This window comes from Streptomyces sp. NPDC047017 (assembly GCF_040644175.1).
In the GTDB taxonomy this organism is placed as follows: domain Bacteria; phylum Actinomycetota; class Actinomycetes; order Streptomycetales; family Streptomycetaceae; genus Streptomyces.
Genome location: NZ_JBEYVW010000004.1, coordinates 64,377 through 84,232 on the forward strand (window position 1 = coordinate 64,377; position 19,856 = coordinate 84,232).

17 protein-coding genes and 1 pseudogene are annotated in these 19,856 nt (G+C 73.6%); 6 read left to right on the forward strand and 12 right to left on the reverse strand.

What is annotated here, in order from left to right:
* Positions 1-43 precede the first annotated feature (43 nt).
* From ABZ858_RS07930 to ABZ858_RS07950, 5 genes are all read right to left on the reverse strand, one after another.
* Positions 44-1,183 carry an LLM class flavin-dependent oxidoreductase gene (locus tag ABZ858_RS07930; protein ID WP_361373823.1) on the reverse strand — a complete coding sequence of 380 codons (1,140 nt, stop codon included), beginning with the start codon at positions 1,181-1,183 and terminating at the stop codon, positions 44-46.
* Positions 1,184-1,290: 107 nt separating this feature from the next.
* Positions 1,291-1,845 (reverse strand): NADPH-dependent FMN reductase, encoded by a 555-nt coding sequence (ssuE, locus tag ABZ858_RS07935; RefSeq protein ID WP_361373825.1) that lies wholly within the window; start codon positions 1,843-1,845, stop codon positions 1,291-1,293.
* A 334-nt stretch (positions 1,846-2,179) separates the two neighbouring features.
* Positions 2,180-2,263, reverse strand: a complete 84-nt coding sequence (locus tag ABZ858_RS07940) for a putative leader peptide (protein WP_361374499.1) — start codon at positions 2,261-2,263, stop codon at positions 2,180-2,182.
* Positions 2,264-2,355: 92 nt separating this feature from the next.
* Positions 2,356-2,565 (reverse strand): hypothetical protein, encoded by a 210-nt coding sequence (locus ABZ858_RS07945; protein ID WP_361373827.1) that lies wholly within the window; start codon positions 2,563-2,565, stop codon positions 2,356-2,358.
* 108 nt (positions 2,566-2,673) lie between these two features.
* Positions 2,674-3,135 carry an SRPBCC family protein gene (locus tag ABZ858_RS07950; protein WP_361373829.1) on the reverse strand — a complete coding sequence of 154 codons (462 nt, stop codon included), beginning with the start codon at positions 3,133-3,135 and terminating at the stop codon, positions 2,674-2,676.
* A 343-nt stretch (positions 3,136-3,478) separates the two neighbouring features.
* Between ABZ858_RS07950 and ABZ858_RS07955 the strand changes: the two genes are divergently transcribed.
* A complete protein-coding gene (locus tag ABZ858_RS07955) occupies positions 3,479-6,199 on the forward strand; it encodes an exo-beta-D-glucosaminidase (RefSeq protein ID WP_361374501.1) in 2,721 nt (906 codons plus the stop codon).
* Positions 6,200-6,287: 88 nt separating this feature from the next.
* Here the strand turns inward: ABZ858_RS07955 and ABZ858_RS07960 are convergent.
* Positions 6,288-7,244 (reverse strand): annotated as a pseudogene (locus tag ABZ858_RS07960) (hydrolase); the annotation flags it as partial.
* Between the two features lie 210 nt (positions 7,245-7,454).
* On the opposite strand from ABZ858_RS07960, the gene ABZ858_RS07965 reads away from it, so the two are divergent.
* Positions 7,455-7,718 (forward strand): GlsB/YeaQ/YmgE family stress response membrane protein, encoded by a 264-nt coding sequence (locus ABZ858_RS07965; RefSeq protein ID WP_361373831.1) that lies wholly within the window; start codon positions 7,455-7,457, stop codon positions 7,716-7,718.
* Positions 7,719-7,850: 132 nt separating this feature from the next.
* Here ABZ858_RS07965 and ABZ858_RS07970 read toward each other — a convergent pair whose 3' ends face one another.
* Positions 7,851-8,630, reverse strand: a complete 780-nt coding sequence (locus ABZ858_RS07970; protein ID WP_361373833.1) for a GNAT family N-acetyltransferase — start codon at positions 8,628-8,630, stop codon at positions 7,851-7,853.
* 72 nt (positions 8,631-8,702) lie between these two features.
* Positions 8,703-9,557 carry a GNAT family N-acetyltransferase gene (locus ABZ858_RS07975; RefSeq protein WP_361373835.1) on the reverse strand — a complete coding sequence of 285 codons (855 nt, stop codon included), beginning with the start codon at positions 9,555-9,557 and terminating at the stop codon, positions 8,703-8,705.
* 138 nt (positions 9,558-9,695) lie between these two features.
* Between ABZ858_RS07975 and ABZ858_RS07980 the strand changes: the two genes are divergently transcribed.
* Positions 9,696-10,223 carry a GNAT family protein gene (locus ABZ858_RS07980; RefSeq protein ID WP_361373837.1) on the forward strand — a complete coding sequence of 176 codons (528 nt, stop codon included), beginning with the start codon at positions 9,696-9,698 and terminating at the stop codon, positions 10,221-10,223.
* A gap of 142 nt (positions 10,224-10,365) precedes the next feature.
* Here ABZ858_RS07980 and ABZ858_RS07985 read toward each other — a convergent pair whose 3' ends face one another.
* Complete coding sequence (locus ABZ858_RS07985) at positions 10,366-11,025, reverse strand: chaplin (RefSeq protein ID WP_361373839.1); 660 nt, start codon at positions 11,023-11,025, stop codon at positions 10,366-10,368.
* 241 nt (positions 11,026-11,266) lie between these two features.
* On the opposite strand from ABZ858_RS07985, the gene ABZ858_RS07990 reads away from it, so the two are divergent.
* Positions 11,267-12,892, forward strand: coding sequence for an alpha/beta hydrolase (locus ABZ858_RS07990; protein ID WP_361373841.1), 1,626 nt, complete (start codon positions 11,267-11,269; stop codon positions 12,890-12,892).
* A 45-nt stretch (positions 12,893-12,937) separates the two neighbouring features.
* On the opposite strand, the gene asnB is transcribed toward ABZ858_RS07990, so the two are convergent.
* Complete coding sequence (asnB, locus tag ABZ858_RS07995; protein ID WP_361373843.1) at positions 12,938-14,779, reverse strand: asparagine synthase (glutamine-hydrolyzing); 1,842 nt, start codon at positions 14,777-14,779, stop codon at positions 12,938-12,940.
* Between the two features lie 339 nt (positions 14,780-15,118).
* Here asnB and ABZ858_RS08000 point away from each other — a divergent pair, with 339 nt between their 5' ends.
* Positions 15,119-16,222: a chemotaxis protein gene (locus ABZ858_RS08000; protein ID WP_361373845.1), complete on the forward strand. Its 1,104-nt coding sequence runs from the start codon at positions 15,119-15,121 to the stop codon at positions 16,220-16,222.
* 71 nt (positions 16,223-16,293) lie between these two features.
* Positions 16,294-17,319 (forward strand): Gfo/Idh/MocA family oxidoreductase, encoded by a 1,026-nt coding sequence (locus ABZ858_RS08005; protein WP_361373847.1) that lies wholly within the window; start codon positions 16,294-16,296, stop codon positions 17,317-17,319.
* Positions 17,320-17,345: 26 nt separating this feature from the next.
* On the opposite strand, the gene ABZ858_RS08010 is transcribed toward ABZ858_RS08005, so the two are convergent.
* Both ABZ858_RS08010 and ABZ858_RS08015 read right to left on the reverse strand, forming a co-directional pair.
* A complete protein-coding gene (locus tag ABZ858_RS08010; protein WP_361373849.1) occupies positions 17,346-17,759 on the reverse strand; it encodes an SsgA family sporulation/cell division regulator in 414 nt (137 codons plus the stop codon).
* Positions 17,760-18,255: 496 nt separating this feature from the next.
* Positions 18,256-19,749, reverse strand: coding sequence for a hypothetical protein (locus ABZ858_RS08015; RefSeq protein ID WP_361373851.1), 1,494 nt, complete (start codon positions 19,747-19,749; stop codon positions 18,256-18,258).
* Between the last annotated feature and the right edge of the window lie 107 nt (positions 19,750-19,856).

Consider the following 19,856-nt stretch of genomic DNA (forward strand, 5'->3'; position numbering starts at 1 on the left):
CGGCCCGGCGCCTCGCCCGGCCGCAGGGGGCGAACCTGCGCGGTCAGCTCACCAGGGGCACCCGCGCGGAGGACTCCGGCCGTCCGGCCGGATGCCGCCACAGGCCCTCGGCGGCGAGCCGCGGCAGTACGCCCTCGCCGAACCAGTACGCCTCCTCCAGGTGCGGATAGCCGGACAGCACGAACTCGTCGATGCCCAGGGCGTGGTACTCCCTGATCCGCTCCGCGACCTCCTCGTGGCTGCCGACCAGGGCCGTGCCCGCGCCGCCGCGCACCAGTCCGATGCCGGCCCACAGATTGGGGTGGATCTCCAGTCCGTCCCGGCCGCCGCCGTGCAGCGCCAGCATGCGCCGCTGGCCCTCCGACTCGCTGCGGGCCAGCCCGGCCTGCACGGACCGCACGGTTTCCGGATCGAAGCCGGCCAGCAGCCGGTCCGCCTCGGCCCACGCCTGGGCGGCGGTGTCCCGGGTGATGACGTGCAGCCGGATGCCGAAGCGGAGGGTGCGTCCGTGCCCGGCGGCCAGTTCCCTGATCCAGGCGATCTTCTCGGCGACCTGCGCGGGCGGCTCGCCCCAGGTGAGGTAGACGTCGGCGTGCCGGGCCGCGATCTCGCCCGCGATCGGTGAGGAGCCGCCGAAGTACACCTCGGGGACCGGATCGGGCAGCCGGGTCAGCGCGGCGTCCTCGACCCGGAGGTGTCCGCCGTGCAGGTCCACGGTCCTGCCGTCCCACAACTCCCTTACGATGTGCAGGAATTCGCCGGTGCGGCGGTAGCGGCCGTCCTTGTCGAGGAAGTCGCCGTAGGCCCGCTGCTCGTGGCTCTCGCCGCCCGTGACGACGTTCAGGAGCAGCCGTCCGCCGGTCTGCCGCTGGAAGGTGGACGCCATCTGCGCGGCGAGCGTCGGGGAGACGAAGCCGGGCCGGAAGGCGACCAGGAACTTCAGCCGTTCGGTCCGCTGGCTCACCATGGCGGTGGTCAGCCAGGCGTCCTCGCACCAGGCGCCGGTGGGCGTGAGCGCGCCGGTGAAGCCCAGGTCCTCGGCGGCGCGGGCGATCTGGCCCAGATAGGCGACCGTGGGCGGCCGGTCCCGCCCGGCGATGCCGGCCGGAGCGCCGTGGCCGCCGCCGACCACATGCCGGCTGTCGCCGTTGGTGGGCAGGAACCAGTGGAAGGTGAGGGACACGGGGTCTCCGTTCGCGAGGGTCCGTGGCAGGCCGGTCGGCAAGGTGGCGGCGGGTGCGGCCGGACAGGTGCGGCTACGGCCGTACGGCTGTGGCAGTGCGGCGGCGGTCAGCTCGCCGCGGCCAGCAGCGGTGTGCGGCCGAGGGCCGCGGCGAACTGGTCGACCACCTGGGCCAGCGCCTCGCTCGCGGCCGGTGCCACGGCCAGGGTGCCGTCCTCGCGGACCGTGATGTCCTGGTCCAGGGTGAACCAGCCCTGCACGATGTGCGCCGCGCCCATGGAGCTGAGGACGGGCCGCAGCGCGTAGTCGATGGCCAGGACATGGGCGGTGGAGCCGCCGGTGGCCAGCGGCAGCACGGTCTTGCCGGTGAGCGCGTACTGCGGGAGCAGGTCCAGCAGCGCCTTGAGGACGCCGGAGTACGACGCCTTGTAGACGGGGGTGCCCACCACGACCCCGTCGGCGCGGGCGAACAGTTCGGTGGCCGCCACTATCGCCGGGTGGCGGAAGTCCGCGCCGAGCAGGGCCTCGGCCGGGACGGTGCGGACGTCGAGCGGGATCACCTCGTGCCCCAGGGCGATCAGCCGCTGGTCGAGGTGGCGCAGCAGGCGGTTGGTGCGGGAGGAGACGGAGGGGCTGCCGGACACGGACAGGACGGTGGCCATGGGATCTCTTTCTGGGAGCCCGGGAGCGCGCGGCAAGGGGCCGGGCGATCCGGTGGGAGCGGTCAGAGCGCGGGCGCGGACCGGGCGGTGCCCGTGGGCACCCGGCGCTCACCGGCCGGCCCGCGGGGGTGGGCGGGACCGGTCGGCTCCGGGACGGGTGGTGGCTGCGGAGGACGCGCCGCGGCGGTACGGGCCCCGGCGGTCGCGCAGGAGAGGCGGGCGCGGACGGTCACCGCTGCGGCCGGAGGCAGAACCGGCCGTGAGGGACGCGCGCTCCGGGCCGTCGTCCGCTCAACGGCGATGCGACGGCGGGCGGCTGATCAGGCGGCGCTGATCAGGCAGCCGGGCGACAGGAGGCGCTGGAGACGCGGGCGAGGTCGACATGGCGTCGCCGCGTGAGGTCCAGTCGCATGGTCATACGACGATCCTGACAGCAGGTGCGGGGACCGTCAAGGAAACCACCGGCGGTCTCGTATGACGGACCGTCGCCTTCCCGCGACTTCTCGCACGTCACGCGGTTGCGGCGCCCTGTCCCGCGGCGCGGTCGCCGGCGCCGTCCTCGTCGCGGGCCGGGACCACCACGAGGAAGGCGTCCGCCTTCAGGTCCATCACGACCGTGGCGGGCTGCCCCTCGGCCCTGCGGCGCGCCGCGTACTCCTCCGCGGGCCACGAGCCGCGCGGGGCACCCGCCGGGAACCGTTCCAGCACCTTCGCGCCCATACCGCCCACACCTCCGAACTCACCCGTCGGCGGGGCGGTCACCGTGTGCCCCGTCTCCCTTCGCCTGCCCGCTGCGGTCCCGGTCATGTGCCCTTTGCCCCGGACGGATCAGCGGTCCGGCATCAGCCAGGGCGCCTGCGGGAGCGGACTGCCGGTCTCGATGAGGGACTTGAGGTTGGACAGGACCGCGGGCCAGCCGCTCGACGCCCCGGCGAGCGCCGCCTCGTCGGCCAGGTCCTCGTGGGTGACGGTCAGCCGGACGATGTCGCCGTACGCCCGGATGCCGAAGGTGACCCGGGAGGGCTGCTCCGGGTGCGCCGCGTCCCCGGGCGGGTCCCAGGTGGTGACCAGCCGGGTGGGGCGGTCGGCCTCGACGACGGTCCCGGTCACGTCGGCGACGCCGGAACCGTCCGTGCGGACGTGCTCCCAGCGGGAGCCCGCTCTCCAGTCCGAGATGTTGCTGTGGCCCCAGTAGGCGGCGGTCAGGTCGGCGTCCGTGAGGGCGTCCCACACCGCCTCGGGGGTGCTCCCGATGTAGAGGACGTACGCGAAGCGCGGCAGGTCGGTCATGGCTTCCTCGGCTCGTCGTGGCGCGCGGCCGCCCGGGGCCGCGTCCTCCCAGTCACGCAGGTGCCGGACCGCGAGGCAAACCGTGGCGGGCGGCTCCGTCCCGGCCCATTCGCTCGGCTGCGCCGGTGACGGACGCGGGGGTGGCGGGCCGCGGGAGCGCGGAGCGGGTAGGGAGCTGTGTCCCGATCTCCTGATCCGCCGAACCACCGATCCGCCGATCCACCGTTCTCTTGACCTCTTGACCTCTTGACCTCTTGACCTCTTGATCCCTTGATCCCTTGGACTCTTGATCCCTTGGACTCTTGATCCACGAAGACGTCCACGATGCCGTTGGGGAGTGCCCTTGTTCCACCGCCCCGTTCCCGGGCGCCGGTTCGCCGTGGCCGCCGTCGTCCTCGGTCTGCTCGGCACGCTCTCGGCGTGCGCCTGGGCCGTGATCGAGGGGTACCGGTCCGGACCGCCCGCCACGGTCGCCCACGTCTCCGTACGGCCCGGCGGCAGCACCCCGCTGACCGGTTACGCCATCCGGTCGGCGGCCGAGGTCAAGGACCCGGCGAAGGACGTCTCCTCCCCCGGCTACCCGGCCACCGGCTGGTACCGGACCGGGCCCCGCTCCACGGTCCTCGCCGCCCTGCTCGCGCACGGCGTCCACCCCGACCCGTTCCGCTCCACCAACCAGCGGCGGATCCCCCGGGCGCCCTTCGAGGTCCCCTGGTGGTACCGCGCGGACTTCTTCGTGACCGGGACCGCGCAGCGCACCTACCTGGACTTCAGCGGTGTCGTCTCGGCCGCCGACGTGTACGTCAACGGGCGGCGCATCGCCGCGGCCAAGGACGTCACCGGCCTCTACACCCACCACGAGCTGGACGTCACCTCCCGGGTGCGCGCCGGGACCAACACCGTCGCCTTCCTGGTCCGGCCCAACGACCCGGCCGAGCACCTCACCACGGGCTGGCTCGACTGGCTCCCGCCGCCCGCCGACCGGAACATGGGCCTCGTCCGGGACGTCCTGGTGCGCCGCGGCGGCCCGGTCGCGCTGCGCGACGCGCACGTGGTGACCGCGCTCGACGTGCCCTCGCTCGCCTCGGCCGACCTCACCGTCCGGGCGCGGGCGCGCAACGACTCCGGCGCCCCGGTGACCACCACGGTGACCGGCACCGTCGGCGCGACGCGGTTCACGAAGACCCTCACCCTCGCGGCGCACGAGACCCGTACCGTCGCCTTCACCCCCGCCGGAGTGCACGGCCTGCGCCTGAGAGCGCCACGGGTGTGGTGGCCCGCGGGCATGGGCGGGCAGCCGCTGTACGCCCTGGACCTGACGGCCTCCGTGGACGGCACGGTCTCCGACACCGCGCACCAGTCCTTCGGCATCCGTGACGTACGGGCGCCGCTGGACGCGGACGGCGCCCGGCAGTACTACGTCAACGGACGCAAGCTGCTGATCAAGGGCGCCGGCTGGGCGCCGGACGAGTTCCTGCGCTGGGACCGGACGTACGTGGAGGACCGCCTCAAGTACGCACTCGACCTGGGCCTGAACACCGTCCGGCTGGAGGGGCACCTCGAACCCGACGAGTTCTTCGACCTGGCCGACCGGCACGGCATCCTGACGCTGCCGGGCTGGGAGTGCTGCGGCAAATGGGAGGGCGAGGTCAACGGCGGTGAGCACGGGGAGCCGTGGAGCGCCGCCGACCACGCGGTCGCCAAGGCGTCGATGGCCGCCGAGGCCGCCCGGCTGCGCGGCCACCCCAGTGTGATCTCCTTCCTGGTCGGCAGCGACTTCGCGCCCGACGCCGAGACCGAGAGCGAGTACCTGGACGCCCTGCGGGCCGCCGACTGGCCCGTCCCCGTCGTGTCCTCCGCGACCGAGGACTCCTCCTCCCCGCTGCTCGGCAGGTCCGGGATGAAGATGACGGGGCCCTACGACTGGGTCCCGCCGGACTACTGGTACGCCAAGCGCGAGGGCGGGGCGACCGGCTTCAACGCCGAGACGGGCGCGGGGCCCGACATCCCGACGCTCGACACGCTGCGCCGCATGATGACACCGGGCGAACTCGACACCCTCTGGAAGGATCCGGACGCCCCGCAGTACCACCGCTCCCCGTCCCCGGCCTTCCGCACGCTCAGGATCTACGACGACGCCCTGACCGGCCGCTACGGCGCCCCCACCGGGCTGACCGACTACGTGCGCAAGGCACAGCTCGCGCAGTACGAGAACGTGCGCGCGCAGTTCGAGGCGTACGGGCGCAACGCCACCGACGCCTCCCGGCCCGCCACCGGGGTGGTCCACTGGATGCTCAACAGCGGCTGGACGTCCCTGCACTGGCAGCTGACGGACCGCTACCTCGACCAGGGCGGCGCCTACTTCGGCGCGAAGAAGGCGAACGAGCCGCTGCACGTGCAGTACTCCTACGACGACGGCTCGGTGGTCGTGGTCGGCAACCGGCACGCGCCCGCGTCCGGGCTGACCGTGCGGGCCACCCTGTTCGGCACCGACGGCGGGCAGCGCTACGACCGGACGGTGCGCGGGGTCGGCGTGGGCGGTGACGGCGCCCACCGGGACGTGCTGAGGCTGCCGGACTCCGTGCCGGGGCTGCCCGCCACATACCTGCTGCGCCTGACCCTGACCGGGCCCTCGGGCAAGGAGGTCAGCCGGAACGTGTACTGGCTCTCCACCCGGCCGGACACCCTCGACTGGAGCCGCACCGACTGGTACCACACGCCGACGACGGGCTACGCCGACCTGACCGGCCTCGCCTCGATGACGCGGGCGGCGGTGTCGGCGACGGCGTCCACGGTCCGCTCCGGCGGCACGGCGACGACCAGGGTGACGCTGCGCCGCACCGGCGGCGGGACGGCGCCCGCGCTGCTCACCGACGTGCATCTGGTCGACGGGCGGGGCCGTCCGGTGCTGCCGGTGCGGTGGTCGGACAACGAGGTCAGCCTGTGGCCGGGCGAGTCGGTGACGCTGACCGCCACCTACCGGGAGGCGGACCTGCGCGGCGCGGCGCCGCGGCTGCGGGTCTCCGGCTGGAACACCCCCGAGCGGACGGTCCCGGCGCAGTGACCGCCCCCGGGGTATCGGGGTGTCCGGGGTGTCCGGGGTGTCTCCCGCAGTGTCACTTCCCGGCGGGTGCCGCCCCGTTGGTGGCCTGGCCGGCGAGCCAGGCGGTGGCGTTCAGGGCGAGCGCGGCGTTGGTGGCGCTCGGGTCGTTCCAGCCGTCGTAGAGCTTGTTGCCGGACTGGCCGGTGCCGTCGTCGACGGGCGAGCTGTCGCCCCAGAAGGCGACCCGGCCCTTGCCGAAGGTGCTGGTGACGAAGAAGGCGCCGGTGTTCCCGGAGTACCCGCTGCGATGGAGCAGGCCCTTGACGGAGGAGTTGTCGGACGGCTTGAGCGTGGCCGTGGTGCCGTTGGCGATCAGGCTCTTGGTGACCGTGCCGAAGGGGCCGTGCAGCACCGGGTCGCCGCTGTCGGCGATGGCGGCCGGATTCCCGGAGGCGATGTTCAGCGAGTCGATGGAGAAGCCGAACGGGTCAGCGGAGTCGACGCTGTTGGCGCTCATCAGATCGTTGAGGATCTGCACCGCGTCCTTGCCGTCGTTGTTCCGGTCCGAACCGGTGTGGTCGCTGATCATGAACAGGCCGCCGCCGTTCTCGACGAAGTTCATGACGGCGGTCTTCTCGGCCGCCGTGAACAGCGTGTTCGGCTCCGGCAGGACGAGGGTGTCGAAGCGGGACAGGTCGGTCGCGGACGAGCCGCCGTAGGAGAGGGCCGACCCGGCGGGCAGGGTCTTGAGGCTGTAGTCGCCGGTCTTCTGCAGGGCCACGCCCCAGGAGGACAGGGCGCCGGTCCAGGAGGTCTCGGACTTCGGCGCGGGGTTCTGGGCGAGCGGGTCGGGCTGGCTGGTGGAGATGATCCAGTCGGCGTTGCCGGCCGTCTCGGCGTGGGCGTTGTCGAACAGGACGCGGTGGGGGGCGGCCGCCGGCTCAGGAGCGGCGGGGGCGGCGGGGGCGGCTCCGGCCGGGGACTGCAGGGCCGCCGAGGCGGCGAGCAGCCCGAGTCCGGTCAGAGCGGCGGCGAGTGTGCGGCGGGACCTGCTGGTTCCGGGCATCCGGCGTACCTCCGTGCGGGGAGAAGGGGCGGTGCGGCGCCGACGCCGCGCGTGGGGAACGGGGCAAGCGTTCTACACGCGTCAACTGATTGAAAGGTACATGGCATGGCTGAACGGTGAACAGAAAATCCCGGCCGACAACCCGAACGAGTGGCTCCGTGCACAGCGGGCATTCGAACAGCGCGGAAGCCACGACACGAAGGGGCGAAGATGGAGATCAGCGGCATCATCAGTGCGATCGTCATCGGCATCATCATCGGTGTCCTGGGGCGCCTGGTCATTCCCGGACGTCAGCACATCGGCATCATCTGGACGATTCTCATCGGCATCGTGGCGGCGTTGATCGGCGCGGCGATCGCGAACGCGCTCGGCGTGGCGCACACCAAGGGCGTCGACTGGATCGAGTGGCTCATCCAGATCGCGCTCGCGGCCGTGGGGGTCGCCGCGCTGGACCGGGCCAAGGCGAGCCGCTGAGCCGGACCGCCCCGAGCCGCGAAGCGGCACCGCAGGGCCGGTCGCACCGCCGTCGGGTGGAGCGACCGGCCCTGCTGCTGTCTCGGCGGGGTGCGGCTCACTGCGGCCACGGCCGCCTGTCTGGTGCCACGCCTACGGCTCGTAGAGGTACGGCGTCGTCGTGGTCAGCGGGACGAGACCGAGGCGTTCGAGGATGGGGCGGCTCTGGTCGGAGGCGTCTACGTGGACGTAGCGGTAGCCGCGCGCGGCGGCGATCCGGGTGCGGTGGGCGACCAGCGCGCGGTAGATCCCGCGCCCGCGCCAGCCCTCGACGGTGCCGCCGCCCCACAGCCCGGCGAACCGGGTGCCGGGCAGCAGTTCCATCCGGGCCGCGCTGACCGGTTCGCCGCCGGCGAGGGCGACGACGGCGACGAGCGTGTCCGGGGCGGCGGTGAGCCGGTCGAGGACGCGGTGGCGCAGGGCCGAGCCGTCCCGGCCGAACGCCCGCTCGTGCGCCCGGACCATGAGGTCCACCCCTGCCTCGTCGGTGACGGTGCTCAGCCGCACGCCAGGCGGCAGCCCGGCGTCCAGGGCCAGGGCGCCGATCTCCCCGGCCATCAGCGTCTCGGCGGGCTCGGGCACGAACCCGGCGGCCCGCAGCCGCCGCCCGAGGTCCGCCGGCCCGTCGTGCCCGTACAGCTTCCACTCGAAGGGGTGGCCCAGCGCACGGAACCGGGCGATCTGCTCCGCGATCGCCGCGTCGGCCCCCCGGTCGTCCAGCGCGGACCACAGCACGCCGTTCCAGTCCTGTGCCGAGGCACCGACCTGGCGCACGACGGTCCCGGCGCGCTCCACGCGCGCGCCGGGGCCGTCGGGACCGGCGTCCTGGCGCAGTTCCCGGTCGTAGAGGGCGAGTACGGCTGCGTGATCCATGCGCCGGACTCCACCAGACGGGGCGCGTCACGGCAACGGGATTACGGCCGGGGCGAGCCGACCGTCCCCCGGCTACCCGAGTTCGAGGGTCGTGACCCCGAAGACCCGGTCCCGGGCGTACGGCCGCACCGGTCCCGTGTACATGCGGGCGGTCTCGAAGGACGGGGCCAGGCCGGCGCCGGAGACGAGGGCGACGGCGGCCGTGTTGGTCTCGGGCACGTCGACGGAGATCTCCGCTCCCCCGGCGGCGGCGCCGAGGGCCGCGAACACGGCAGTGGCGTCCTCGGGGGTGTCGGCGAACAGGGGGCCGACGCGCTGTCCGTCACGGGCCGGGCGCAGGACGCCGTAGCCGGTGACGCGGCCCTCGGTGCGGCGGACGAAGGCGCGGTGCCCCGGCGTGGTCAGCCAGGCGGCGACGAACCGCGGGCGCTCGGCCGGGTGGCAGGCCGCGTCGTACGCGGTGATGTCCGCCAGGTCCCCGGGGCCGGCCGGACGGACGTCGGCGGGTGCCCCGGCGGCGGGCGCCCGGCCGGTGAACCGCACGGTGCGGTGGGCCGGTTCGAAGCCGGACTGCCGGTAGTTGTCCTGCTGGGCGACGACGCCGTCGAGGCCGACGGTCCGGGTGCCCGCGTGCGCGAGGGCGGTCTTCCAGGTGGTCAGCCCGTACCCCCGGCCGCGCAGGTCGGGCCGGACGAGATAGCAGCCGAGGAAGGCGAAGTCGGGGCCGTGGCGGACCACCGAGACAGCGCTGACCGGTTCGCCGCCGATCCGGCCCAGGAAGAAGCCGTCCGGGTCCTGGGCGAAGAAGGCCGGGCCGTCACAGTCGCCGGGATTCCATCCCTCGTCGGCGGCCCAGCCATGGATCACCGGCCAGTCGTCGAGGGTCGCCCGGGTGACGACGAGGTCTGCGGGGGCCTCCAGGACCATCGATACGCTCCATTCCGTTCCGTAAGGCGGTGCGCGCAGCATCCTCGCGGATCGGACGCGGGCGCGCCACGGGGGGGGGGATCGATCCGTGCGGCGTCGGCCAACCCCTTTCGGCCGCTGAGGGCTTGACCTCGTAGGGTGCCCCGTATCACTTCGGCCGAGACAGCCCTGCGCCCGGTGGACGAGCCGGACCTGCCCGTCATGGAACGCTTCCTCCGCGACCCGGAGGCGGCGACGTCGTTGCAGTGGTACGGCTGGCGGGACCTGGGCCGCTGGCGCCGGCTGTGGGCGGAGAACAGCCCTCTCACCGAGGACGCCGGTCATCTCATGGTGGTGCGCGGGGCGGAGCGGCTGGGGATCGTCACCTGGCGCCGGGTCGTGTCGGCGCCGCTGTCGTCCTACTGGAACATGGGCATCGCGCTGCTGCCGCAGGCCCGTGGGCAGGGCGTCGGGACCGAGGCGCAGCGGCAGTTGGTCCGCTATCTGTTCGCCCACAGCACCGTGACGCGGATCGAGGCGGACACCGAGCCGGGCAATCTCGCCGAGCAACGCGCCCTGGAGAAGGCCGGGTTCACCCGGGAGGGTGTGCTGCGCAGCGTCGCCTTCCGGGACGGGCGGTGGCGGGACGCGGTGCGCTACAGCGTTCTCCGGGAGGAACTGGGCTGAGTCCGTGCCGCGGGTCGGTTCCGTGCCCGCGCCGCGTCTCCTCCGCAGCTGGTCCCACCGGTCGTCTGGTCCCACCGGTCGTGGCCCGGGCCGGTGGGACCTGAGCGCTGCTGCCCGGAAGCGGCTTCGCAGCGGGACCGGCTCAGCGGGTCGCGCCCGGCCGGAAGCGCCGGTACAGGGCGGCGCCGCCGAGCAGCAGTGCCGCGCCGGCGGCGACGGCGGGCACGGTGCCGTCCGCGCCGGTGTGCGCGAGGGACGCCTGCGTGCGCGGGGTGGCCGCGGGGTGCGGCACCGGGTGCGGGAGGGGCTTGGGCTGCGGCGCGGTCCGCGTGGGCGGCGTGACCGGCTGGGGCGCGGGGCGCTCGCCGTTCGTCGAGGAGTTGCCGGTGGCCGGGTTGCCGACGCCCACGACGTTCACGCTGTTGCCGGTGACGTTCACCGGGAGGTGCACGGGCAGCTGGATGCCGTTGCCGGAGATCACTCCCGGGGAGCCCTTCTCGCCGCCCCGGGCGTGCGCACCGCCCGAGGGCGCCCGGTCGCCGCCGGCGGACTCGTTGGCGCAGCTGTTGCCCGCCGCGGGGTTGAGCAGGCCCACCACGTTGACCGTGTTGCCGCACACGTTCACCGGGACGTCCACCGGGAGCTGAATGGTGTTGCCGGAGATCAGCCCGGGCGAGCCGGCCGCCGCGCCGGCCGCGGTGGCACCGCCGTCGGCGGCGAACGCGGCGGACACCGGAACCGTCATCGCCATCGCGCCGGAGGCGGCGACGGCGAGCACGCCGTTTCGGGTAACCCGTTTCATAGGTCCTGTGCCTTCCAGACATGGGGCGCGGGCACTCGCCCGCACCCGGTAGAACGCGGGCGGACCATCCGAGTTATGGCTCATCGCTCTTTCACCCCTTCGAGCGGCCCGCTGTTCGAAGGGCCGTTCGCGGCGGCGCCCTGTCCCCCGTCTCCCGGCCGACAGGCGCGCCACGCGGGGGCCGCTTATCGTGGGCGAGGGCGTTGTCCCGGTCCGCGGCGGAGCGCCTCTGGAGGCATCGATGCTGGCCAAGCTGGGGACGCGAGTCGCGGTCCGGCGCTGTGCGGGTGTCGGGGCCGTCACGCTGGCGCTGCTCGGCGCGGGCCTGCCCGCGGCGGCGAGCGGGAACCAGCCGGGCCTGGACCGGTTCTACCGGCAGAAGGTGACCTGGGCGGCGTGCGAGGCCGGCTCGCCCGCGGACCTGCAGTGCGGGAAGGTCACCGTCCCCGTCGATTACGCCCGGCCGGGCGCGGGCACCCTCGATCTGGCGGTGGCCCGCTACCGGGCCACCGGTCCGTCGCGCGGCTCGGTGGTGCTGAACTTCGGCGGCCCCGGCGGCGCGGGCGTCGCGGGGCTCGCGTCCTCCGGCAAGCAGTTCCTGGACCTGACCAACGGCTACGACGTGGTGAGCTTCGATCCCCGCGGAGTCGGCAGGTCCTCCCCGGTCAGCTGCGGCCTGGGCGACGGGGACTCCTCGGGCGCCGGCTCGGGCCCGGACGGCGAGGGCGCCGACCTCGGTGACGCGACGGCCGCCCGCAAGGCGCTCGCGGAGTGGAAGAAGGTCGCCGACGAGTGCGCGCGGCACTCCAATCCGCTCCTGGCCCACATGGGCACCGTGGACGCGGCCCGCGACCTGGACGTCATCCGCCAGGCCCTCGGCGACAGGCAGCTCAACTACCTGGGCTTCTCCTACGGCACCCGGCTGGGCGCGGTGTACGCCGCCGAGTTCCCCGGCAAGGTGGGGCGCGTGGCCCTGGACGGGGTGGACACGCTGACCGAGCCGCTGGCCGAGCAGGGCCTGGTCGCGGCCGAGGGGCAGCAGACGGCGCTGGAGGACTTCCTCGACTGGTGTGTGCAGGACGTCGCCTGCCCGTTCGGGCAGGACCGGCGCCAGGCCGACGATCAGGTGGTCCAGCTGGTCCGGTCGCTGGACGAGAACCCGTTGCCGACCGGGCTCGGCGGCAGCCTGAGCGGCCAGCAGCTGGTGGGCGCGATCGGCCAGGCGCTGTACAGCAAGGCGATGTGGCCCTCGCTGGAGCGGGCGGTCGCCGCGCTGACCCAGGACGGCGACGCGCACGCGATCCAGTCCTTCTCCTCCGGTGGCGTGTCCCTGCCCGGAGGGCCGGTCCGGCCGGGCGCGGCGCGGCGCGCGGGCGGCGGCGGCCTGGTCGCCACCGGGGACGTGCCGCCGGACAACATGACGGCCGCGCTGATGGCGGTCGACTGCGCGGACGACCCGGACCGGCCGGACGCCGCGCGGCTCACCGGGGACCTCGGGCGGCTCAGCGCCGAGTACCGGCAGGCCTCCCCCGTCTTCGGCCGGTACCGGCTCAACGCGCTGCTGATGTGCTACGGCCGCCCCAAGGGCACCACATACATCCGCGACCACGTCAAGGACGTCGACACGGCGAAGATGCTCCTCGTGGGCACCCGGGGCGACCCGGCGACCCCGTACCGCTGGACCGTGGAGACCGCGCGCCGGCTCGGCCCGTCGGCCGTGGTGCTCGACAACCGGGGGGACGGCCACACCGGGTACGGGTCCTCCCGGTGCGTGCACCGCAAGGTGGACGACTTCCTGCTCTACGGCTCCCTGCCGCCCGACGGCAGCTCCTGCTCGCCCGACTCGCAGCCGGACGCCACCGGCTGAGCCCGGCGGACTCCTGGTCCACCGGGCCCGTGCGCGCGGTCCGGTTCAGCCGATGACGATCTCGGGCTGGTAGAGGTCCATCCAGACCGCCAGGTCCAGGGACTTCTCCAGGCCGCGCCGGGCCGCCTGCGCGATGACGGGGGTGTCGCGGTGGGCCGCCTGGCGCAGCCGCTCCCGGTCGACCAGTTGGAACACCGGGTGGTCGGGGCGGGCGAGCAGGTCCTTGGCGTGCTCCTGGAGGGCGAGCGCGTACTTGGGGTCCTGGGTGGACGGGTAGGGGCTCTTGACCCTGTCGTACACGGACTGCGGCAGCAGGTCCGCGGTGGCCTCCCGGAGCAGGCTCTTCTCCCGGCCGTCGAACGACTTCAGCGACCAGGGCGTGTTGTAGACGTACTCCACGAGCCGGTGGTCGCAGAAGGGCACGCGGACCTCCAGGCCGACCGCCATGCTCATCCGGTCCTTGCGGTCGAGCAGCACCCGCACGAAGCGGGTCAGGTGCAGGTAGCAGATCCGCCGCATCCGGTACTCGAAGTCGCTCTCGCCCTCCAGGCGCCGGATGCCGCAGACGGCGGTGCGGTAGCTCTCGGCGACGTAGGACGGCAGGTCCAGGGCCCGGGTGAAGTCGGGGCGCAGGATGTCGCCGTCCTCGCCGAAGTCGCGTCCGAACCGCACCAGCCACGGGAAGGTGTCGGCGCGGCGGGCCTCCTCGTCGAAGAACTGGAGGTAGCCGCCGAAGACCTCGTCGGCGGACTCGCCGGACAGGGCGACGGTGGAGTGGTCGCGGATGCTGCGGAACAGCAGGTACAGCGAGGCGTCCATGTCGCCGAAGCCCATCGGCAGGTCGCGGGCGCGCAGGACGCGGGCCCGGATCTCCGGGTCGGCGAGGGTCTGCGCGTCGAGCACGATGTCCTGGTGCTCGGTGTCCGAGGCGCGGGCCACGTCGTGCACGAACGGGGTGTCCGGGGTGGCGCGCAGGTCGTCGGCGACGAAGCGGTCGGTCTGGCCGACGAAGTCCACGGCGAAGCTGCGTACCTTCTCGCCGTGCTCGGCGAGCTGGCGGGCGGCCAGCGCGGTCATCGCGGAGGAGTCCAGGCCGCCGGAGAGCAGGGTGCAGCGGGGGACGTCGGCGACGAGCTGGCGGCGCACGATGTCGTCGAGCAGGCCGCGGACGGTGGCGATGGTGGTGTCCCGGTCGTCGGGGTGCGGCCGGGTCTCCAGCTGCCAGTAGACGCGGGTGCGCGCGCCGTCGCGGTCGACGGTGACGACGGTGCCGGGCTCGACCTCGCGCATGCCGTCCCAGACGGCGTGCCCCGGGGTCTTGACGAACGTGAACAGTTCGCGCAGGCCGTCCAGGGTCACCCGGCGGTGGACCAGCGGGTTGGCGAGGATCGCCTTGGGCTCGGAGCCGAAGAGGACGCCGTCGGGGGTCGGGTGGTAGTAGAAGGGCTTGATGCCCATGCGGTCGCGGATCATGACGAGCTTGTCGTGGCGGCCGTCCCACACGGCGAAGGCGTACATGCCGTTGAGCCGCTCGGCGACGGCGTCGCCCCATTCGAGGTAGCCGCGCAGCACCACCTCGGTGTCGGAGTCGGTGAGGAAGCGGTGGCCGCGCGCGGCGAGGTCGCCGCGCAGTTCGGTGAAGTTGTACGCCTCGCCCGAGTAGACCATCGCGACCGTGCCGTCCGGGGTGTCGGCGGTCATGGGCTGCCGGCCGCCGGGCAGGTCGATGATCGCGAGCCGGCGGTGTCCGAGCGCGGCCGGTCCCTCGGCCCAGGTGCCCCGGTCGTCGGGGCCGCGGCAGGCCATCGTCTCCGTCATCGCCTGGAGTGTGGCGGTCTCGGCGCGCAGGTCGCGGTCGAAGGAGACCCAGCCGGTGATACCGCACATGTGCTACCTCCGGATGAACCAGTTGTATCAAGCATGTATATGACGAGCGTGTGCCACCGCGGCGGACCGGTCAACGCGGCCCTTCCTCGAACGACCGCGCGACCCTCGCGCTTTCGGCCGCGCTTTGCTTCCGCGAAACCCGGGAGGCCGCGGAAAGCCACGGACAGCCGCCCCGCACCGGCACACCCCCGTCGGGTATCGGCCACGGGCAAATTCTTCGCCAACCTCCCGGCCGGGACACAACCCCGGGGCGACTGGGGCCCTCGCGGCCGACTACCCCGCATCGAGGCGCCGATTACTCCAAATGCCCGATATGGGAATCGGCCCTATGGTGCTGTCATGGAGCACGATCTGAGTCCCGCGACCCTCGCCGAGCTGCGGCGCCCGCGCAGCTATCCCGCGGTGTCCGTGCTGACGCCGACACACCGCCGCGAGCCCGACAACGCCCAGGACCGGGTCCGGCTGCGCAATGCCGTGGCCGAGGCCAAGAAGCAGCTGGAGACCGATCCGGCGGTGAGCCGCGACCGCCGCTACGACGTCGAACGCCAGCTCGACCAGGCCCTCGCCGAGGTGGACCTGACATACGCCGAGGACGGCCTGCTGATCTTCGCCGCGCCGGGCGAGCACCAGGTGTGGTCGCTCGGGCGCAGCGTGCCGGAGCGGGTGGTGCTCTCCGACACCTTCCTCACCCGCAATCTGGTCTCCGCGAACGCCGCCGAGCGCCCCTTCTGGGTGCTGTCGCTCTCCGCGGACCGCATGACGCTGTGGAGCGGCGGCGGGGGCCGGGTCACCGAGGACCGCACCGGCGGTTTCCCGCTGGTCCGGGACCTCGACGAGAACTTCGACGCCGAGCGGCAGGAGCAGATCGGCGACGCGCCGAGCACGTTCCGCGACGAGCGCACCCGCCAGTTCCTGCGCGAGGCGGACACGGCGATGGGCAAGGTCATGCGCGAGCACCCGCGCCCGCTGTACGTCACGGGCGAGCCGGGCGCGCTGTCGGTCGTGCAGGAGTGCGGCGGGGTGGTCGCCAGGCGCGCGGTGCAGGTGCCGCACGGCGGGCTGGCGCACGGCACCCCGGAGGCGGTGTGGCGGGCCGTCGCGCCGGTGCGGGAGGCCCGGGCCCGCCAGGACACGGACGGCGTCAGCCGGGAACTGGAGGCGGCCCGCGGCCGCAAGGAGTTCGCGGCGGGCGTCGACGAGCTGTGGCGCAGCGCCCGGGAGGGCCGCATCCGGCTGCTGGCGGTCGAGGAGAACTACCGGGTGACCGTGCGCGACGCCTTCGGCGGCCATCTCGTCCCGGCCGGGAGCGGCGACCTGGACGCCCGCGAGGACATCGTGGACGAGATCGTCGAACAGTGCCTGGAGACCGGGGCAGAGGTCCGCTTCGTCCCGGACGGCACCCTGGAGGAGGAACAGGGCATGGCCGGGGTGCTCCGCTACTGAGGCACTCCTGACGGCTCTCCGCCGGCGTCTACGCTACGGCTCGACGGCGTCGGCGGAGAGGGAGTGCGTACGTGGGTGAGCTGCTGGGCGTGGCCGTGCTGGGTGCCGGGCACATGGGGGCCGATCACATACGACGGCTCGATGGAGTGGTCAGCGGCGCCAGGGTGGCCGCGGTGGCCGACCCCGACACCGCGCGGGCGCAGGAGGCCCTGGCCGGTATCGACGGCGCCTCGGTGCACGCGGACGCGGTGGCCGCCCTCGACGCCCCCGGTGTCGGCGCGGTGCTGATCGCCTCGCCCGCGCCCGCGCACGAGGAGGCGCTGCTCGCGGCCTTCGCCCGGGGGCTGCCGGTGCTCTGCGAGAAGCCGATGGTGCCGGACGCGGCCGGGGCGCTGCGCGTGGTGGAGGCGGAGGCGCGGCTCGGCCGACGGCTGGCGCAGATCGGCTTCATGCGGCGCTACGACGCCGGATACCTCCGCCTGAAGACCCTGCTGGACGGCGGCCGGCTGGGGCGGCCGCTGATGCTGCACTGCACGCACCGCAACGTCTCCTCCCCGCCGCACTTCACCAGCGCCATGCTGATCGACAGCTCCGTGTCGCACGAGATCGACGCGGCCCGCTGGCTGCTCGGGCAGGAGCTGACCGCGGTGACCGTGCTGCGGCCCGCGCCCTCCCCGGGGGCGCCGCCGGGGCTCCAGGACCCGCAGTTCGTGGTCTTCGAGACCGACCGGGGCGCCCTGGTGGACGTGGAGGCGTTCGTCAACTGCGGTTTCGGCTATCAGGTCCGCTGCGAGGTGGTGGGCGAGCGGGGCAGCGCCCGGATCGGCGACGAGCACGGGATGGTCGTCACCGAGCGCGGCGGCGCGTGCGCCGAGGTGCCGCTGGACTATCTCGTGCGGTTCGCCGACGCCTACGACCGCGAGGTGCAGGCCTGGGCCGACGCGGCCCGGCGGGGGCGGGTCACCGGGCCCGGCGCGTGGGACGGTTACGCCGCCTCCGCCGTCGCCGAGGCCGGGGTCCGCTCGCTGGAGGACGGTGGCCGGGTGCCGGTCGCCCTCGCCCCGCGCCCGGCCCTGTACGGGGAGTCCGGCCGCTGAGTCCGGTGGGCGGGTCCCGGCCGTGCTCAGACCGTGCCGAACAGCGCGGTCAGCCCCCGGTCGACGGCCGCGCCGACGTCCTCCTGCCCGGCCGCCACCACGGCGTAGGTGCGTTGCAGGAAGCGGCGCAGGGCAGGGGTGTCGAACTGCAGGAGGGCCATGCCCGACCGCGAGTGCAGTTCCACCGCCGTACGGGAGTCGCCGCAGGGCCAGAAGTGCACGTCCCCCTCCCCGGCGGGCCGGCCGAGCCCTTCGTCCAGCAGGGCGCGGGAGAAGGTCCAGGTGACCTCCTCGCCGTCGAGGGACGCCTCGGGCGGGAAGTCCAGGTGCACGGCCAGCGGGTCCGCACAGGCGTAGCGGAGCGTGGCGGGCACGGGGAGTTCCTGTCCGTCCGCGGTGATCAGGCGGGCGCGGGCGGGCTGCTCCAGGACGATGTCCATGGTCGGTCTCCCCTGCGGGTCGGAGGTCGGCCGGTTCTGCCGTGTGTATGTAGGAGCTCGCAGGGGCCGTTCGCATTACGCCTGAAGGCCCGGCAATTGATGTGACCTGCATCACTTTCGCGTGCGCAGCCTCCCACGGACCGGGCGGCCGGGAGCGCCGGACCGTCGAACACACTCCCGAGCTACGCGCGAAATCCCCGGCCCCCCGTCAGATCACGTACCGCGCCTACTCCCCGGCCGGAGGCGCGCGTACGCGAAAGACGCAGCCGGGCCGTCCCGCGGGGACGCCGGCACATGCCAGAAGCACCATCCTCCCGGATATCGCCGAAACCCTTACGCGCTGTCGCCCACTGTGCGAGAGTCGTCATGGCCGCTCCCGCGCCCTGACCGGCGCCCCGCAAGCGCGGGCGCGCCGATTCAGCGGTGCGGAACGCGCAGGCCGCCCCGCCCCGCTGCTGGTCCGCGACGGTACGGAGGCCGACGCCAGCCGTTCCCTCTACGCCGGTGCGCTCCCGGCGGCCTTGCCGCGTGGCTTGGGCAGGGCGACCCGGATCTCCTCGCGCAGTTCGTGGATCTTGGGGTAGCCGGCGTACTCGGCGGTGAGCCGGTACATCTGGAGCAGCCGGTCCCAGGTGCGGCGGGAGGAGTTCGAGCCCATCGACATCAGGGCCAGGCGCGCGTACCGCACCGCCTGTTCGGGGTCGTCCGCGATGAAGCAGGCGGAGGCCATGGAGAGATGGTCGAAGATCTTCGACCGCTCGCGTCCGTCCACCCGCAGGGCCAGGGCCTTCTCCGCGAAGTGCTGGGCGTGCGGGGCGGCGTCCGGGTGGAACTCCGCCAGGGTGCGGTAGGCGAGGGCCGACATCCCGTACAGGTCCTCGTCCTTGAAGGTCTGCATCCAGGGCAGCGGCTCCCCCTCGCCCTTGTCGGCGACGAACAGCTCCTCCGCCTGCCCGAGGGTGCGGCGCATCGCCTGGCCCTTGCCCATGGACGCCTGCGCCCAGGCCTCGATGGTGTGGAACATCGCCTTGGTACGCGGTTGGAGCCGGTCCCCGGAGCCGGACTGGGCGAGCTTCATCAGGTCCAGCGCGTCGTCGGGCCGGCCCAGGTGCACCATCTGGCGGGCCGCCCGCGACAGCGCCTCCCCCGCGCGGGGCCGGTCGCCGCCCTCGCGCGCGGCGTGCGCGGCGATGACGAAGTACTTCTGCGCGGTCTCCTCCAGGCCGACGTCGTGGGACATCCAGCCCGCCAGCACGGCGAGGTTGGCCGCGACCCCCCACAGGCGCCGCTGGAGATGGGGCGGGTGGTGGTAGGCGAGCATGCCGCCCACCTCGTTGAGCTGGCCGACCACCGCCTTGCGCTGCAGGCCGCCGCCGCGGGCCGCGTCCCACGCCCGGAACACCTCCACCGAGCGTTCCAGTTCCGCGACCTCCTGCGAGCCGATGGGAGCGGCGTCGTAGCGGTCGAACCCGGCGGGGTCGGCGTGCAGGGGGTGGTCGAGCCGGGGGGCGTCGGCCTTGAGTGTCGGATCGGTGTGCAGCCAGTCGTGCATGGCGCCGCTGAGTGCGGATCCCGCGGTGAGCGCGGCGCCCGCGCCCACCAAGCCGCGTCGGTTGAGCATGAGGTCCATTCCCGTGAATTCGGTGAGGACCGCGGCGGTCCGCTCGGGCGCCCAGGGCACTCCGTCGGGATGTTCCACGTTCCCGTCGCCCTGCCGTTTCCCTGTACGCCCTTGCCGTACCAGACCGAGGTCCTCGATGGTCACGACACGGCCGAGACGCTCGGTGAACAGGGCCGCCAGCACCCGGGGCACGGGATCGCGCGGGATCTCTCCCCTGTCGATCCAACGCCGGACCCGGGAGGTGTCGGTCGCCAGCTGGGGGTGGCCCATGGCCGCCGCCTGCCGGTTGACCAGCCTCGCGAGTTCCCCCTTGGACCAGCCGGCCAGGCCGAACAGGTCCGCGAGACGGGTGTTGGGTTGTCCTGTCACGTCAAGCCCCCAGGTACTCGGCTGAGTTGACAGTAGACCCGGTGAGAGTTGCCGGGCGACTATTCGCCAGGGTTCGCCAGGGTGCGCCAGATGGTGTGCCACGGGGC